The sequence below is a fragment of the Xanthomonas sacchari genome (assembly GCF_024266585.1).
GTDB classification, from domain to species: domain Bacteria; phylum Pseudomonadota; class Gammaproteobacteria; order Xanthomonadales; family Xanthomonadaceae; genus Xanthomonas_A; species Xanthomonas_A sacchari_C.
Genome location: NZ_CP100647.1, coordinates 761043 through 775752, shown reverse-complemented (window position 1 = coordinate 775752; position 14710 = coordinate 761043). Strand labels below are relative to the sequence as shown.

General features: G+C 69.5%; 12 protein-coding genes. 5 read left to right on the top strand and 7 right to left on the bottom strand.

Annotated elements, in window-relative coordinates:
* Positions 1-1008 precede the first annotated feature (1008 nt).
* From NKJ47_RS03250 to NKJ47_RS03240, 3 genes are all read left to right on the top strand, one after another.
* Positions 1009-1827, top strand: coding sequence for a L,D-transpeptidase family protein (locus NKJ47_RS03250; RefSeq protein ID WP_254460111.1), 819 nt, complete (start codon positions 1009-1011; stop codon positions 1825-1827).
* Positions 1824-3119, top strand: a complete 1296-nt coding sequence (locus NKJ47_RS03245; protein WP_254460110.1) for an APC family permease — start codon at positions 1824-1826, stop codon at positions 3117-3119. The genes NKJ47_RS03250 and NKJ47_RS03245 overlap by 4 nt, the downstream gene beginning before the upstream one ends.
* An 87-nt stretch (positions 3120-3206) precedes the next feature.
* The gene (locus tag NKJ47_RS03240; protein ID WP_254460109.1) at positions 3207-3704 is read left to right on the top strand and encodes a hypothetical protein; all 498 of its coding nucleotides are present in this window, start codon (positions 3207-3209) and stop codon (positions 3702-3704) included.
* A 135-nt stretch (positions 3705-3839) separates the two neighbouring features.
* Here the strand turns inward: NKJ47_RS03240 and NKJ47_RS03235 are convergent, their stop codons facing one another.
* Positions 3840-4343, bottom strand: a complete 504-nt coding sequence (locus NKJ47_RS03235; RefSeq protein ID WP_254460108.1) for a hypothetical protein — start codon at positions 4341-4343, stop codon at positions 3840-3842.
* 169 nt (positions 4344-4512) lie between these two features.
* Between NKJ47_RS03235 and NKJ47_RS03230 the strand changes: the two genes are divergently transcribed.
* A complete protein-coding gene (locus tag NKJ47_RS03230; RefSeq protein ID WP_254460107.1) occupies positions 4513-4821 on the top strand; it encodes a hypothetical protein in 309 nt (102 codons plus the stop codon).
* A gap of 824 nt (positions 4822-5645) precedes the next feature.
* A complete protein-coding gene (locus tag NKJ47_RS03225) occupies positions 5646-6569 on the top strand; it encodes an IS110 family transposase (RefSeq protein ID WP_254460106.1) in 924 nt (307 codons plus the stop codon).
* A gap of 246 nt (positions 6570-6815) precedes the next feature.
* On the opposite strand, the gene NKJ47_RS03220 is transcribed toward NKJ47_RS03225, so the two are convergent.
* The 6 genes from NKJ47_RS03220 to folB form a co-directional block, all read right to left on the bottom strand.
* The gene (locus NKJ47_RS03220; RefSeq protein ID WP_254460105.1) at positions 6816-7961 is read right to left on the bottom strand and encodes a PQQ-dependent sugar dehydrogenase; all 1146 of its coding nucleotides are present in this window, start codon (positions 7959-7961) and stop codon (positions 6816-6818) included.
* Between the two features lie 189 nt (positions 7962-8150).
* A complete protein-coding gene (locus tag NKJ47_RS03215) occupies positions 8151-10328 on the bottom strand; it encodes a glycoside hydrolase family 3 N-terminal domain-containing protein (protein ID WP_254460104.1) in 2178 nt (725 codons plus the stop codon).
* Positions 10329-10571: 243 nt separating this feature from the next.
* Positions 10572-11513 carry an alpha-E domain-containing protein gene (locus tag NKJ47_RS03210; RefSeq protein WP_209247453.1) on the bottom strand — a complete coding sequence of 314 codons (942 nt, stop codon included), beginning with the start codon at positions 11511-11513 and terminating at the stop codon, positions 10572-10574.
* Positions 11513-12961, bottom strand: coding sequence for a circularly permuted type 2 ATP-grasp protein (locus tag NKJ47_RS03205; RefSeq protein WP_254460103.1), 1449 nt, complete (start codon positions 12959-12961; stop codon positions 11513-11515). Before NKJ47_RS03205 ends, NKJ47_RS03210 begins: the two co-directional genes overlap by 1 nt.
* Before the next feature lie 79 nt (positions 12962-13040).
* A complete protein-coding gene (locus NKJ47_RS03200) occupies positions 13041-14360 on the bottom strand; it encodes a mechanosensitive ion channel family protein (protein ID WP_429002482.1) in 1320 nt (439 codons plus the stop codon).
* Positions 14357-14710 (bottom strand): dihydroneopterin aldolase, encoded by a 354-nt coding sequence (folB, locus tag NKJ47_RS03195; RefSeq protein WP_254460102.1) that lies wholly within the window; start codon positions 14708-14710, stop codon positions 14357-14359. The genes NKJ47_RS03200 and folB overlap by 4 nt, the downstream gene beginning before the upstream one ends.

Below are 14710 nucleotides of genomic sequence, written 5' to 3'. Positions count from 1 at the left end.
GCGGTGCTGTCGCAGATGTCGCTTTGGCTTTGGCTTTGGCTTTGGCTGTTGCTGTTGCTGTTGCCGTTGCCGTTGCCGTTGCTCCTGATGTTGCTGTTGCCCTTGCTTCTGCTGTTGCCGTTGTTCTGGCTTTTGACTTACCGGGTTCCCTTCCGAAGCGGCGGCCAGCCCGGGGAAAAACCCCGAAGGGGCGGCGCACAGGGATGTGCGCCGTCCGCGGCAGGGGCAGGATGCCCCTTCCGCGGATCCCCGGGCTGGACGCGGACCCGGAGCGCGTTAGCGCGGAGGGCGCGAGGCAGGGTGTGCTTTCTTTTGGTTACTTTTCTTTGCACAAGCAAAGAAAAGTAACTCGCCGCAAGGCGAAAGCTTTGCTCTTGCTCTTGCTCTTGCTGCTGCCGCTGCTAGATGTAGGAGCGACTTGAGCGGCGACAGGCACTACCGATTACGTCGGTCGCGGGTGAAGCCGCTCCTACAGAACTTCTCGTCTGACACGCAAAATTCAAACAACAGCAAAGGCTTTCGCCCTAACGGGCGAGTTATTTTTCTTTGCTCGCGCAAAGAAAAGGTAACCAAAAGAAAGCGCGCCCTGCCTACGCGCCCTCCGCGCTGCGCGCTCCGGGTCCGCGAACCAGACGGGATCCGCGGAAGGGGCATCCTGCCCCTGCCGCGGACGGCGCACATCCCTGTGCGCCGCCCTTCGGGTTTTTCCCGCCTGGTTCGCCGCTTCGGAAGGGAACCCGGTAAGTCAAAAGCCAAAACGACAGCAACGGCAACGGCAACGGCAACGGCAACGGCATGGATCAGCTTGCCCTGATGCAGCACGGGCACTCACAACACAACACCGATACCACCGCCCACACGTCGCCAGCACAGACACCACCCGCCATCCACGGCATCGGCCGAGTTGCCAGCAAGCTAGTGGCACCAGCGCACGCCATCCGCCTCGCAACTGCGCTACCGTTCACCCATTGCGCGCCCCACGCGCCCATGCCGCCACCGGAGATGCCCATGCCCCTGCTCCATCGGTCCCCTGCCACGCCACTGCATGCCGGCCACCATCGCGCCTGGCGCATCGGCCTGGCCCTGCTGTGCGCCCTGATCGCCGCGCCCGGCATGGCCGCCGACACCGGTGCCGTGCCCGCCTTGCAGCGCGCGCAGCAGCTGATCCTGGTGCTGGCGCCGGACTGGGACAGCCCGCAGGGGCAATTGCAGGCGTTCGAGCGCGACGCGCAGGGATGGCGCACGCATGGGCAGGCCTTCGACGTGAGCCTCGGCCGCCACGGCAGCGCCTGGGGCCTGGGCCTGCATCCGGCGCAACACGACGGGCCGCAGAAACGCGAAGGCGATGGCCGCAGCCCGGCCGGGGTGTTCACCATCGGCGAGGCCTTCGGCTACGCGTCGCGCATCGACAGCGCCATGCCCTACCAGGCGATGCAGGAGAGCAACTACTGCATCGACGTGCCCACCTCGCCGCTGTACAACCGCATCGTCGATGCCAAGGACGTCGGCAGCGCCACGGTGGCCGGGTCCACCGAGCCGATGCGCCTGGACCTGCGCCACGACGGCGACATGCGCTACCGCGAGGGCTTCGTCATCCAGCACAACGCGCAGGCCACGCCGGGCGCCGGCAGCTGCATCTTCGCCCACCTGTGGCGCGCACCCGGCGCGCCCACCGCCGGCTGCACCGCGATGCAACCGGCCGACATGCAGGGCCTGCTGGCGTGGCTGCGGCCGTCGGCCGCGCCGCTGTTCGTGCTGCTGCCGCGCGACGCCTACCGTCGCCTGCAGGCCGACTGGTCGCTGCCCGCCGTGGAGCCGGCACCATGAGCCAGGTGCCCGCGCCCGGGCTGGTCCGTGCGGTCAGCCGCTGGCAGATCGTCGGGCTGTCGATCAACGACGTGATCGGCAGCGGCATCTACCTGCTGCCGGCGGCCACCGCCGCCCTGCTCGGCCCGCTGAGCCTGTGGGCAGTGCTGCTGGCCGGCGTGGCGGTGGCCCTGCTGGTGCTGTGCTACGCGCAGGCGGCCAGCTACTTCGACGAGCCCGGCGGCAGCTACCTGTACGCACGCGAGGCGTTCGGCCGCTTCGCCGGCTTCGAGATCGGCTGGATGATCTGGCTGACCCGGATCAGTTCGGCGGCGGCGCTGAGCAACGGCCTGGCCGATGCGGTGGTGCGCTTCTGGCCGGCCGCGGCCGGCGGCGGCGTGCGCCTGGGCATCGTGGTCGGCTCGCTCGGCCTGCTCACCGCGATCAACGTGATCGGGGTGAAGTCGGCCGCGCGCACCGGCGTGGCGCTGGTGATCGGCAAGCTGGTGCCGCTGCTGCTGTTCGTGGCGATCGGCATGTTCTACGTGGACTGGTCATGGGCGTTCTCGGGCAAGACCCCGGACCCGCGCGATGTCGGCAACCTCGGCGAGGCGGCGTTGCTGCTGCTGTTCGCCTACGCCGGGTTCGAGAACATCCCCGCCGCCGCCGGCGAGTACCGCAACCCGCGCCGCGACGTGCCGTTCGCGCTGATCACCATGATCGTCACCGTCACCCTGATCTATGCCGCGGTGCAGGTGGTGGCGCAGGGCACCTTGCCCAACGTGGCGCAGTCGGCGACGCCGCTGGCCGATGCCGCCAGCGGTTTCGGCGGCGAAGCCCTGGCACTGATCCTCACCGTCGGCGCCACCATCTCCATCCTCGGCACCACCAGCAACACGGTGATGCTGGGGCCGCGCTTCCTGTTCGCGCTGGCCAAGGACGGCTATGGCCCGGCGTTCCTGGCGCGGGTGCACCCGCGCTTCCGCACGCCGGCCGCGGCGATCCTGCTGCAGGGCGTGCTGTCGCTGGCATTGGCCGTGTCCGGCTCGTTCGTGCAGTTGGCGCTGCTGTCGATGGTCACCCGCCTGTTCGCCTACATCGGCACCGCCGCGGCGGTGCTGGTGCTGGCCCGGCGCTATCGCGACCGGCCGGGCGCGCTGCGCCTGCCGGGCGGGCCGCTGATCCCGCTGGCGGCGCTGCTGCTGGCGCTGGCCTTGCTGCTCAGCGCCAGTTGGCAGAACCTGGCCGCGGCGGCAGTGGCGCTGCTGATCGGCGCGCTGTTCTATCGGTTCCCGCGCAAGGACGCGGCGTGAACGCCTTCACGCCGCCTTGCGCACAGGTCACGCGCGGATAACCGCGGCGCCCCGACGCTGGACGCCCGCCAGCACGAGCCGCCCGCCATGAAACGACGCCGCGTCTACAGCGCTCCGGATCTGCCCACCGCCACCCGTGCGCTGCAGGCCGCGCGCGGCGCCGGCCTCGACAACGACGACCTGTCGCTGGTCGCACGCGGCGACATCGAACTGGAGGCCATCCCCGACGACCGCAAGGAAGGCAAGACCGACACTGTGCCGGCCGCCGCACGCGGCGCGCTGGGCGGCGGCGCCGCCGGGCTGCTGGCCGGACTGGCGGCGATCGCGGTGCCGCCGCTGGGCATCACCCTGGCCGGCGCCGGGGTGATGGCCATCGCCGGTGCGCTGGTCGGCAGTTGGTCCTCGGCGCTGGTTGGGTCCACCGTGCCGGACCCGGTGCGGCGCAACTTCGAAGAGGAAATCGAGGCCGGCCGCATCCTGGTGGTGGTCGAAGGCGAACCGGACCAGTTGGACGCGGCCGATGCGCCGCTGCGCGCGGCCGGCACCACGGTCTTACCCTACGAAGCGGCGGCTGCCGCGCACTGAGGCCACAGCACGGGGCGAACCGCGCCATGCGCGAGTGCTCCGCGGCGCGCGGCGTCGTGCTCGACGGTCCGCGCGGCCCGAGGTTCCACCGAGACGATCGCCCTGGCGTCGTCATCGGCGCGGGTATGCCGGCGATCAGGCCGGGGGCAACGCGCGCATGCGCACGAACAGGCCGGCGGCGTACACCAGCCCGTAGGCGATCAGCGCCGCGGCGATGCTCATGGTCAGCGGACTGGCGTTCTGCAGGGTCTGCGCGCTGCCACCGGCAAAGGCGCCGCTGGCCCAGCGCCAGGCCAGGCGCCCGAGCAACAGCACGCTCAGCGCGGCGCCGATCCACGGATTGGGCGTGTACCAGCGCGCGCCGTCCTGCAGTTCGACGCGGGTGTGGTGCAGGGCGAAGGCGCCCAGCGCGGCACCGGCTACGGCGCCCAGCGCCATGCCCACGCGCACACCAGGCAGATGCGCGGCCAACCAGGTCAGCAGAACCGCGACCACCACCAGGAACCCCAGCCGCACGCCGGTGCGCCGCGGCTGCCATGGCTGGCGGCCGAAGTAGCGGCGGATGCGCCGGTAGTACAGCCAGCCGACGCCGGCGGTGGCCAGGTACGGGGTCAACGAGGCGATGCCGGTGGCGGCCATGGGGTCTGCCGGGAAGAGGAAGGAAGTAGCGCGGATCGTAAGCCAGCGCGCGCACGGGCGCAGCCTGCCGGAAGGCATGAATGTTTCATACCGCGATCACGCTACGCAGGGACCGCATTAACGCCCGTTTGGCTAGCGTGACCCACCGTCACACCAACGGAGACCTACGATGAGCGTTCCGTATCAGATTCCCGGCCGCGCGCCCAACGACGAGGATCGCAACAGCGTCTCGCAGTACTGGCGCGATCGTTTCGCCGACGAGCCCTACTACAGCGAAGGCGAGCGGTTCGAGGACTACGAGCCCGCCTATCACGCCGGCCACGAGGCGCGCATCCGCGACTTCAACCGCGCCTACGAGCAGGTGGAAGCGGAACTGCACCGCGACTGGGACCAGAACAAGGGGTCGCAGACGCTGAGCTGGAGCAAGGCCCGCCACGCGGTGCGCCGCGCCTGGGAGCGCGCTGGCAACGGGCAGTAAGGCGAGCGCGCCACGTTGCCCGATGGCAGCGTGACGCCACCGTAGGAGCGGCTTTAGCCGCGACCGGCAGGTGTAATCCACCAGCACGCCGTCGCGGCTAAAGCCGCTCCTACGAGCGCTGCGGGCAACGCGGCAGCAGCGTTGCGGCCTCGGCTCAAGTAGCAGCGCATGTCGTAAGCGCGTCGACCGCGCGAACGACGCGGCCCTGAAACGACGGGTTCACCGCCATCCGACACGCACTCGCGGCTATCTCGAAATGGCGTATCGAAATGGCGTAGGAGCGACTTCAGGGCACCTCGAAAAACGCCAGGACGCGTCCCATAGGAGCGGCCTCAGCCGCGACCGGGCGTTCTCGGTAAGCCCGTGGCGGTAACAGGGCAAACTGCATGCAGTTTGATTATCGCGGAAGCAGGTTATTCGAGGTGCTCTTCAGTTGCGACGAACGAAGAGAAAAGGATTGCCATGTCACATGGCGTCGGGACTGAAGTCCCTCCCACAACGCGCCTGCGTGCATCTTCGTCCGCTTGGGTGCGGCCACGGCGCCGGATGGACTCGGACCATCGGCGATGAGGGGCATTCCCGGGAACACCTGTCGCGGCTGAAGCCGCTTGTGTCAAATGAGGGTCTATCGTTGTAGGTGAGAGCGGAGTGCGGCAGGCCGTTTAGCCGCAGTGCCAGCAAGCACGAGTAGGAGTCAGCGCCGCCGCACCCCGTATCTCCTGCCTCATCAGCCCGAACAGTTGCCCGAGTCGCGAGCTCGAACTCCACAAGCATGGGCATCGGCAGGAGTGCTCTCGTTCCTGAGTCTACTGCGGAGAACGTCTATGCGGCGCTATGTCGGGATCGATGTATCCAAGGCCGAACTGGTCATTCATGTCCTGCCGGACGAGCAGGCCTGGACCCAACCCAATACGCCACAGGGGCAGCGTGTGCTGGCCCAACGCCTGGTGGAGCTGGGCTGCGAGCGGATCTTGCTGGAAGCCAGTGGCGGCTACGAACATGCCGTGCTGCGGGTGCTCCGAGAGGCGGCCCTGCCGGCAGTACGGATGGCCGCCGATCGTCCGCGCAAGCTAGCCCAAGCCTTGGGCCTGCAGGCCAAGACCGACGCCCTGGACGCGCGCCTGCTGGCCATCGCCGCCCAGCACATCCCGACCACGCCCACGACCGTGGTGCCCGAGCACCAGCAGTCTCTTCGCGAACTGTTGGACCTGCGTGCCACCCTGGTGGGCCAGCGCGATGCCCATCGGCGGCGCCTGGAACACATCACCAGCGCCAAGGTGCAACACCGCTGCCGAGAGGTGATCGCCCTGCTGAACCAGCAGATCCAGACATTGACGCAGGAGATCGAGCAGCAGGGCAAGACCTGCTTGAGCTTGCCCAAGGTACCTGGGCTCGGCACGATCCTGCGCGCAGTGCTGGCCGCGCGGTTGCCAGAGCTGGGCACGCTGCCGCCACGCAAGCTCGCCGCCCTGGTCGGGCTGGCCCCGTTCAATCACGACAGCGGCTGCTGGAAAGGCCAACGTCGCATCAAAGGCGGCCGTGCCGACGTGCGAGGCGTGCTGTACATGGCCACCTGGGCCAGCATCCGCGCCAAATCCCCCTTGGCCAACACCTACGCGCGCTTGCGCGCGGCCGGCAAGCCGGCCAAGGTCGCCATCGTCGCCTGCATGCACAAGTTCCTGCGCTGGCTCAATGCCATCGCGCGCGATCAGGCCCCGTACGCTCCTCCGGTTATCGCTGGGGCATGACAGTTGACTCCTACGAGAAAAGCATGCGGTCTTGCGGCCGGGAAGTCCGTCTTGCTTTCAGCACGACCGCCAATCGTGGATGGCCGTCGCCGCGTCATCGACGACGCGAGGTGGATCACTCGCGGTGCATCGCGGTGGGATCACCCACGTCCAGCCGCGCGGAATAAAGCCACGGCACCGACGACCGCGTACACCAGCATGCCGCTCGCCCGGCAGCGGCGGAACGGCCACTGCCGGGCGCTTCCCTCAGCTTTCCAGCGGCTGCAACTTCAGCAAGCGCCCACCGGCGCCGTCTTCCAGCAGCCACAGCGCGCCGTCTGGTCCCTGCTCCACTTCGCGGATGCGCTTGCCCATGTCGTAACGCGCCGCCTCGCGTGCGGTCTCGCCGTTGAACTCGATCCGCACCAGCGACTGCGAAGACAGCCCGCCGATAAAACCGTTGCCGCGCCATTGCGGGAAGCGGCTGCCGTTGTAGATGACGAAGCCGGCCGGCGAGATCACCGGCGTCCAGCTCACCTTCGGCGCGGCGAATTCCGGGCGCGTGCTGTGGTCGGGGATCGGGCGGCCGTCGTAATGGTCGCCGTTGGACACGATCGGATAACCGTAGTTGGCGCCGCGCTGGATCAGGTTGAGTTCGTCGCCGCCGGCCGGGCCCATCTCGTGCTCCCACAGCCGACCGTTGGCGTCGAAGGCCAGGCCGAGCACGTTACGGTGGCCGAGCGACCAGACCTGCGCCGCGACGCCGCCGCGGTTGGCGAACGGGTTGTCGGCCGGCACGCTGCCGTCGTCGTTGAGGCGCACGATCTTGCCCAGGTTGCCGCTCATGTCCTGCGCCGGATCGAACTTCTGCCGCTCGCTGGAGCTGATCCACAGCTTGCCGTCCGGGCCGAACGCCAGCCGGTGGCCGAAGTGGCCGTTGCCGGACACCTTGGGCTGCTGCCGCCAGATCACCTGCTGCTGCGACAGGCTGCCGCCGCCGTTGCTGTCCAGGGTCAGCTTGGCGCGCATCACCGCCGCGCCGCGGGTGTCGCCGCTGCCGGGTTCGGCATAGCTCAAATAGACCCAGCCGTTCTTGGCGAAGCCCGGATGCGGCAGCACGTCGCCCAGGCCGCCCTGGCCGCCGTAGGCCACCGTCGGTACGCCGCTGACCGTGCCGGCGTGACCGCTGACCGGGTCGATGCGCTTGAGCGTGCCGCCCTTCTCGCTGATCAGGGCGCTGCCGTCGGGCAGGAAACTCATCGCCCACGGTTCGTCGAAGGTGGCGACCGGCGTCGCCGAAAACGGCCAGTCGCTGCGCCGTTCGGCCATCTTCTCGGCGGGCGCGGCATGGGCTGCCGAGATCGCCAGGCTCATGGCCAGCGCGCAAGCCAAACCCAGGGGAGTCCGTTGCATGACGTGCACCTATCGGTTGGGGTCGAAGCCCGAACCTAGCAGACCCCACGTGCACGACAAGCATGCCGCGGCCAGGGCGTGGCCGCGGTCACGTCACCGCGACGGCTCCGGTAGACACGTCGCGTCTTCAAGAAGCTCGCCGCGGCGGCGGCAGGCGCTGCCACCGCGCACGGCGCCGCACCGCCGCGATCAGCCCTGCGGCAGCAGCTCGAAGGCGACCGGCTCGCCGCTGGCCGCCGACGCGCACACCCACAGGTCGAACATGCCCGGCTCGGCCGCACACTGCCCGTCGCGGCCGGTGAAGGCCAGCGCGTGGCGGTCGAGGGTGAAGCTGACCTCCATGCCCTCGCCCGCCGCCAGCCGCACCTTGCGGAACGCCTTCAGCTCGCGCACCGGGCGCACCCGGCTGGCGACGCGGTCGTGGATGTACAGCTGCACCACTTCCTCGCCCTCGCGCGCGCCGACGTTGTCGATGCGCGTGGTCACGGTCAGGGTGTCGTCCCAGCCGACCCGGGTGCGGTCCAGCTGCGGTGCGCCGTAGGCGAACTGCGTGTAGCTGAGGCCATGGCCGAACGGATACAGCGGCGCGTTCGGCACCTCGCGCCAGCGCGCCTTGAACTCGCTCATCGTCGGCAGTTCCGGGCGGCCGGTGCGCGGATGGTTGTAGAAGTACGGCTGCTGCCCGGCGTCGAGCGGGAAGCTCACCGGCAGGCGCGCGGACGGATTGTAGTCGCCGAACAGCACGTCGGCCACCGCCGGGCCGGTCTGCGTGCCCAGGTACCAGGTCACCGCGATCGCCGCGGCGTCGCGCACCGCGCCCTGCAGCGCCAGCGCGCGGCCGTTGCGCAGCAGCACCACCAGCGGCGTGCCGGTGGCGGCGACCGCCTCGGCCAGCGCCTGCTGCGCCGGCGGCAACACGATCTGCGTGCGCGACTGCGCCTCGCCGCTGTAGCGCTGCGGCTCGCCCAGCGCCAGCACCACCACGTCGGCGGCGCGCGCGGCGGCCACCGCCGCGGCGATGCCGCCGTCCAGCGGCGCTTCCAGCGCACAGCCGGGCACCACGGTCAGCGCCTGCGCGTCGTCCAGCGCGGCGCGCACGCCGGCCTCCAGGGTCACGTAGCGGCTCTTGTCGCCGAACAGGGTCCAGCACCCCTCGATGTTGTCGCGGTCCTGCACGAACGGGCCGATCAGCGCGATCTTCTGCCCCTGCTTGCGCAGCGGCAGCACCGGGCCGTCGTTCTTCAGCAGCACGATCGAACGCCGCGCCGCATCGCGCGCCAGCGCATCGTGCGCGGCGATGTGCGACGGGTCGGCCTCGCGCGCCGGGTCCAGCGAGCGGTACGGATCGTCGAGCAGGCCGATCGCCTCCTTCAGTTCCAGCACGCGGCGCACCGACGCATCCAGCAGCGCCATCGGCACCTCGCCGTCCTCCACCAGCGACGGCAGGTGCGCGGCGTAGAAGCCGCTCTGCATGCTCATGTCCATGCCGGCCAGGAACGCCTTCTTGGTCGCGTCGCGCTCGTCGGCGGCATAGCCGTGCGCGATCAGCTCCATGTCGGCGGTGTAGTCGGAGATCACCACGCCGGGAAACTTCCACTCGCCGCGCAGGATCTCGGTCAGCAGCTCGTGGTTGGCGCTGGCCGGCACACCGTTGATGTCGTTGAAGGAGGTCATCACGCTCAGCGCGCCAGCGCCGAAGGCGGCCTGGAACGGCGGCAGGTGCACGTCGCGCAGGGTCTGCGGGGCGATGTCGACGCTGGCGTACTCCATGCCCGCGGTGACCGCGCCGTAGGCGGCGAAGTGCTTGGGCGTGGCCAGCAGCGCATCGGCGGCGCGCAGGTCCGGCCCGTGGAAGCCGCGCACCCGCGCGGCGGCGAACGCGCAGCCCAGCACCACGTCCTCGCCGGCGCCCTCGGCGCCGCGGCCCCAGCGCTGGTCGCGGGCGATGTCCACCGCCGGCGCGTAGGTCCAGTGGATGCCGGCGGCGGTGGCCTCGATCGCGGTGGCGCGCGCAGTGCGCTCGGCCAGTTCCGGCTCGAAGCTGGCGGCCTCGCCCAGCGGGATCGGGAACACCGTGCGCATGCCGTGGATCACGTCCGCGGCCAGGATCACCGGGATGCCCAGCCGGCTTTCCTCCAGCGCCACCTGCTGGATGCGCCGCCCCAGCTCGGCGCCCACGCCGTTGAACAGCGAGCCGACCCGGCCGGCGCGCACCTGCTGCAGCACCTCGTCGGCATTGCGGACGTTGGCTTCCGGATTCACGTCGGGGGCGAACGGGCGCACCATGTCGGCGAAAACGCCGAGCTGGCCGACCTTCTCCTCGACGGTCATGCGGGCGATGAGCGATTCGATACGATCCGAAGCCATGGGGTCCTTTGAGAAAACGTTTACATAGCCGTCAATTCTAGCTCTGCGGCCAGACGATGGGGCAAGTTCCGGCGTCGGAATCGCCTATTCAGAAAACTGTCTACCGCCCGGATCCGGCGCGGTCGCCGCGCGACCATACGCCGACGCACGTGCGCCGCCTAGAGGGGCGCGTTGATGGGCCCGGCGCGGCGTGCCGCAGGCAGCGGCAGGAGGCCGGGCCCCGGCCTGGCCCCGGCCTTCGGCTCAGGAGCTGAAGTAGGCCTCGGCGATGGCGTTGTGCAGGTGGCCGAGGTGGGTCTGGATCTCGTCCATGAACCCGGCCGGATTGTGCGCGGCCAGGTAGGCCGGGTCGGCGTTGCGCACCAGCCCGCTGATGCGCATCAGCGCGCGCTCCACCGGCGGCCGCGGCGGCATGGTCGGCAGGATGTGCTGGGCGCGGACCAGGCAGAACTGCACGCTGCGCGGAAAATCGTTGTTCTGCAGCAGGAAGCGCAGCGCCTGCTCGCCGGTGACGCGTTGCCGCACATGCCGCCGGTACATCTGGTAGGCGGCCTGCGCGCGCAGCACGCTCATCCACTGCATGGCCTGGTAGGCCTCGCGGTCGTCGGCCTGGCGCGGGGTGATCAGGCCCGAGGCGCCGGCGTCGATGATGCGCGTGGTCATGTCGGCCTGCTCGATCGCCGTGCCCAGGCGCAGGAACTGGAAGCCGATGTCGCGGCTGACGTTGGCGGTCAGCAGCCCGGACACCTTCAGGCAGGCGTCGGTGACGTGGGCCAGGAATTCCATGCGGTAACGGCGGCCGACGCTGCGCTCGCCGTTGGCGTCGATGTGCAGGTGCAGGTCGTTGACCGCTTCCCAGATCTCCTGCGGCAGGGTGTCGCGGATGCTGCGCAGCAGTTCGCGGGCGTAGCGCACCGAGCTGCGCAGCGAGGACGGGTTGCGCTCGTCCAGCAGCAGGAAGCGCACCACGTCGGCGTCGCCGACGTCGTCGCCGGCGTTGGGGAACCACAGCGCGAAGATCTCGCCGGCGCCGACCGTGTCGATCATCGGCCGCCAAGCGAAGCGCACCGAGCGCGGCAGGTCCAGCTGCAGCAGGCTGCCCACCCCGACCAGCCGCGCGGTGGTCTCGGCGCGGCGCACGTAGCGGCTGAACCAGTAGAGGTTGTCGGCGACACGCGAGAGCATCAGTCCGGCTCCTCGTCCAGGTCCACCACCCAGGTGTCCTTGGCGCCGCCGCCCTGCGAGGAATTGACCACCAGCGAGCCCTCCTCCATCGCCACCCGGGTCAGTCCGCCGGTGGTCACGTAGACGTCCTCGCGGGAGAGGATGAACGGGCGCAGGTCCAGGTGCCGCGCTGCCGGCCCGGCCTCGGTGACGATCGGCGCGGTGGACAGGCCCAGGGTCGGCTGCGCCATGTAGTTGCGCGGGTCGGCCAGGATCAGCTTGCGGAACTGCTCGCGCTGGCGCGTGGTCGAGCGCGGGCCGATCAGCATGCCGTAGCCGCCGGACTCGTTGGCCGGCTTCACCACCAGCTCATCCAGGTGCTCGAGCACGTACTGGCGGTCCTTGTCGTCGTGGCACAGGTAGCTGGGCACGTTGGGCAGGATCGGCTCCTCGTCCAGGTAGTAGCGGATCATCTTCGGCACGTAGGCGAACACCACCTTGTCGTCGGCCACGCCGGCGCCCGGCGCATTGGCCAGGGCCACCTTGCCGGCGCGCCAGCTGCGGATCAGCCCGGCCACGCCCAGCACCGAATCGGCGCGGAACGCTTCCGGATCCAGGAACAGGTCGTCGACCCGGCGGTAGATCACGTCGACCCGGCGCGGCCCATACACGGTGCGCATGTAGGTGCAGTCGTCGTCGGCCACGAACAGGTCGTCGCCCTCGACCAGCTCGATGCCCATCGCCTGCGCCAGGTAGGCGTGTTCGAAGTAGGCGCTGTTGAAGATGCCCGGGGTCAACAACGCGATCACCGGCTGGTCGCCCGGGCGCGGCGACAGCGCCGCCAGGGTGTCGTAGAGCTGCGCGGGGTAGTCGTCCACCGGCAGGATCGCGCTGGTCTCGAACAGCTCCGGGAACACCCGCTTGGCGACCATGCGGTTCTCGAGCATGTACGACACGCCGCTGGGGATGCGCAGGTTGTCCTCCAGCGCGTACAGGGTGCCGTCGGCGTCGCGCACCAGGTCCGAGCCGCACACGTGCGCCCACACCCCCAGCGCCGGCGTGATGCCCACACACTGCGGGCGGAAGTTGACCGAATGCTCCAGCAGCATCGCCGGGAACACCTTGTCCTTGACGATGCGCTGGGCGCCGTAGATGTCGCCGATGAACAGGTTGAGCGCGCGCATGCGCTGCTTCAGCCCGGCCTCGGTGCGCTGCCATTCGTGCAGCGGGATCACCCGCGGGATCAGGTCGAAGGGCAGCGTGCGGTCGACGTTGCGGCCGTCGGAGTAGACGGTGAAGGTGATGCCCATGACCCGCGCGGCGACGTCGGCGGCGAGCTGGCGTTCGGACAATTCGCGTCCGCTGAGGCTGGACAGGTACTCGATGACCCGGCGTGCGGCCGGACGTGGCTGACCGTCGGACTGGATCAGCTCGTCGAAGGTGGCCGTGCGGTACTTGCTCCAGTCCATCGCGCCCCTGGTTCCGGTGGGCCGGCAGCGAGAGGCGCCGGCATGTTGTTCCGCAACATGCCCGCAGTCGTGACAGCCGTCAAGCCACCCGCGGCGGCGGCGCATCCGGGGCGCGGCGGATCCGGGCGCTGTCCATGAACATCGCGTCGCTGGATGCCTGGAACACGCGCAGGTCGAAATTGGGCAGGATCGCCAGCAGGTGATCGAACAGGTCCGACTGGATCTGCTCGTACACCGCCCAGCGGGTGTCGTTGGCGAAGCAGTAGACCTCCAGCGGCAGGCCGTTGGCGCCGGGCTCCAGTTGCCGCACCAGCAGGGTCATGTCCTGGCGCACGTGCGGGCTGGCGCGCAGGTAGTGTTCGACGTAGGCGCGGAAGGTGCCGAGGTTGGTGATGCGGCGGCCGTTGATCGGCGCCACCCCGCGCTCGGCCAGCGCCCCGTTCCAGGCGCCGATCTCGGCGCGCTTGCGGTCGATGTACTCGCGCAGCACGGTCAGGTGCCGCATCTGCTCGATCTCGGCGTCGTCGAGGAAGCGCACGCTGTGCTGGTCCAGGTACAGCGCGCGCTTGATGCGGCGGCCGCCGGCCTCGCTCATCCCGCGCCAGTTCTTGAACGAGTCGCTGATCAGCTTCTTGGTCGGGATGGTGGTGATGGTCTTGTCCCAGTTCTGCACCTTGACCGTGTGCAGGGCGATGTCGATCACGTCACCGTCGGCGTTCTGCTGCGGCATCTCGATCCAGTCGCCGACGCGGACCATGTCGTTGGAACTGATGGTGACGCTGGCCACCAGCGACAGCAGGGTGTCCTGGAACACCAGGATCAGCACCGCCATCATCGCGCCCACGCCCGAGAGCAGGATCACCGGCGACTTGTCGACCAGCACCGACACCATCAGCACCGCCGCGACAACGCCGAGCACGATCTTGAGTAGCTGCATGTAGCCCTTGATCGGCTTGTTGTGCGCGTCCGGGCGCCGCTCGTAGACGTGGTTGAGCAAGTCCAGCACGCGCGACAGGGCCAATGCCACGGTCAGCACGATGAAGGCGGCGCAGACGTTGCGCACCACGCTGACCATCACCGCCGGCAGGTGCGGCACCGCGCCGATGCCCAGCGACAGCACCAGCGCCGGGATCACGTTGGCCAGGCGCGGGATCACGCTCAGCTTCACTTCGTGGTCGCTGAGCACGGTGGCGCGCAGCGCCCGTCGCAGCCCGCGCAGCAGGATGCGCTTGGTCACCCAGTTGGCCAGCCATGCCGCCAGCAGCAACGCCACGATCACCATCGCGTCGTAGGCCCAGGGATACGGCGCCAGGTCCCGCTGCAGCTCCGCGAAGAAACGCGCGCCGGGCACCGCCGCCGACGCGGCGCTGGCGCACGGCGGCCACGCCCACGCGCTCATGCGCGGCTGCGCTCGATGATGACCCCCACCGCCTGCGCCCCGCGCACCGCGCCCGGCTTGCTCAGCTTCAGCCGCAGCCAGCGCACGTCGAACTCGTCCAGCACCGCCGCCGCGCAGCGCTCGGCCAGCGTTTCCACCAACCCGTAGCCGGACTGCTCGACCAACTCCACCAGGCGCTTGCTGACCGCCTTGTAGTTGAGCGTGTCGGCGATGTCGTCGCTGGCGGCGGGCTTGCGGTTGTCGAAGCCCATTTCCAGATCGAAGCGCAGCGTCTGCCGGATCCGCCGCTCCCAATCGTAGATGCCGATCAGCGCGTCGATTTCCAGACCTTCGATGAAGACTTTATCCAT

Coding starts and splice junctions, on each gene's coding strand:
- NKJ47_RS03230 (WP_254460107.1), top strand. CDS start 4,513: ATGAGCGTTCCGTATCAGATTCCCGGCCGCGCGCCCAACGACGAGGAT.
- NKJ47_RS03220 (WP_254460105.1), bottom strand. CDS start 7,961: ATGCAACGGACTCCCCTGGGTTTGGCTTGCGCGCTGGCCATGAGCCTG.
- NKJ47_RS03210 (WP_209247453.1), bottom strand. CDS start 11,513: ATGCTCTCGCGTGTCGCCGACAACCTCTACTGGTTCAGCCGCTACGTG.
- NKJ47_RS03250 (WP_254460111.1), top strand. CDS start 1,009: ATGCCCCTGCTCCATCGGTCCCCTGCCACGCCACTGCATGCCGGCCAC.
- NKJ47_RS03235 (WP_254460108.1), bottom strand. CDS start 4,343: ATGGCCGCCACCGGCATCGCCTCGTTGACCCCGTACCTGGCCACCGCC.
- folB (WP_254460102.1), bottom strand. CDS start 14,710: ATGGATAAAGTCTTCATCGAAGGTCTGGAAATCGACGCGCTGATCGGC.
- NKJ47_RS03205 (WP_254460103.1), bottom strand. CDS start 12,961: ATGGACTGGAGCAAGTACCGCACGGCCACCTTCGACGAGCTGATCCAG.
- NKJ47_RS03215 (WP_254460104.1), bottom strand. CDS start 10,328: ATGGCTTCGGATCGTATCGAATCGCTCATCGCCCGCATGACCGTCGAG.
- NKJ47_RS03200 (WP_429002482.1), bottom strand. CDS start 14,360: ATGAGCGCGTGGGCGTGGCCGCCGTGCGCCAGCGCCGCGTCGGCGGCG.
- NKJ47_RS03225 (WP_254460106.1), top strand. CDS start 5,646: ATGCGGCGCTATGTCGGGATCGATGTATCCAAGGCCGAACTGGTCATT.
- NKJ47_RS03240 (WP_254460109.1), top strand. CDS start 3,207: ATGAAACGACGCCGCGTCTACAGCGCTCCGGATCTGCCCACCGCCACC.
- NKJ47_RS03245 (WP_254460110.1), top strand. CDS start 1,824: ATGAGCCAGGTGCCCGCGCCCGGGCTGGTCCGTGCGGTCAGCCGCTGG.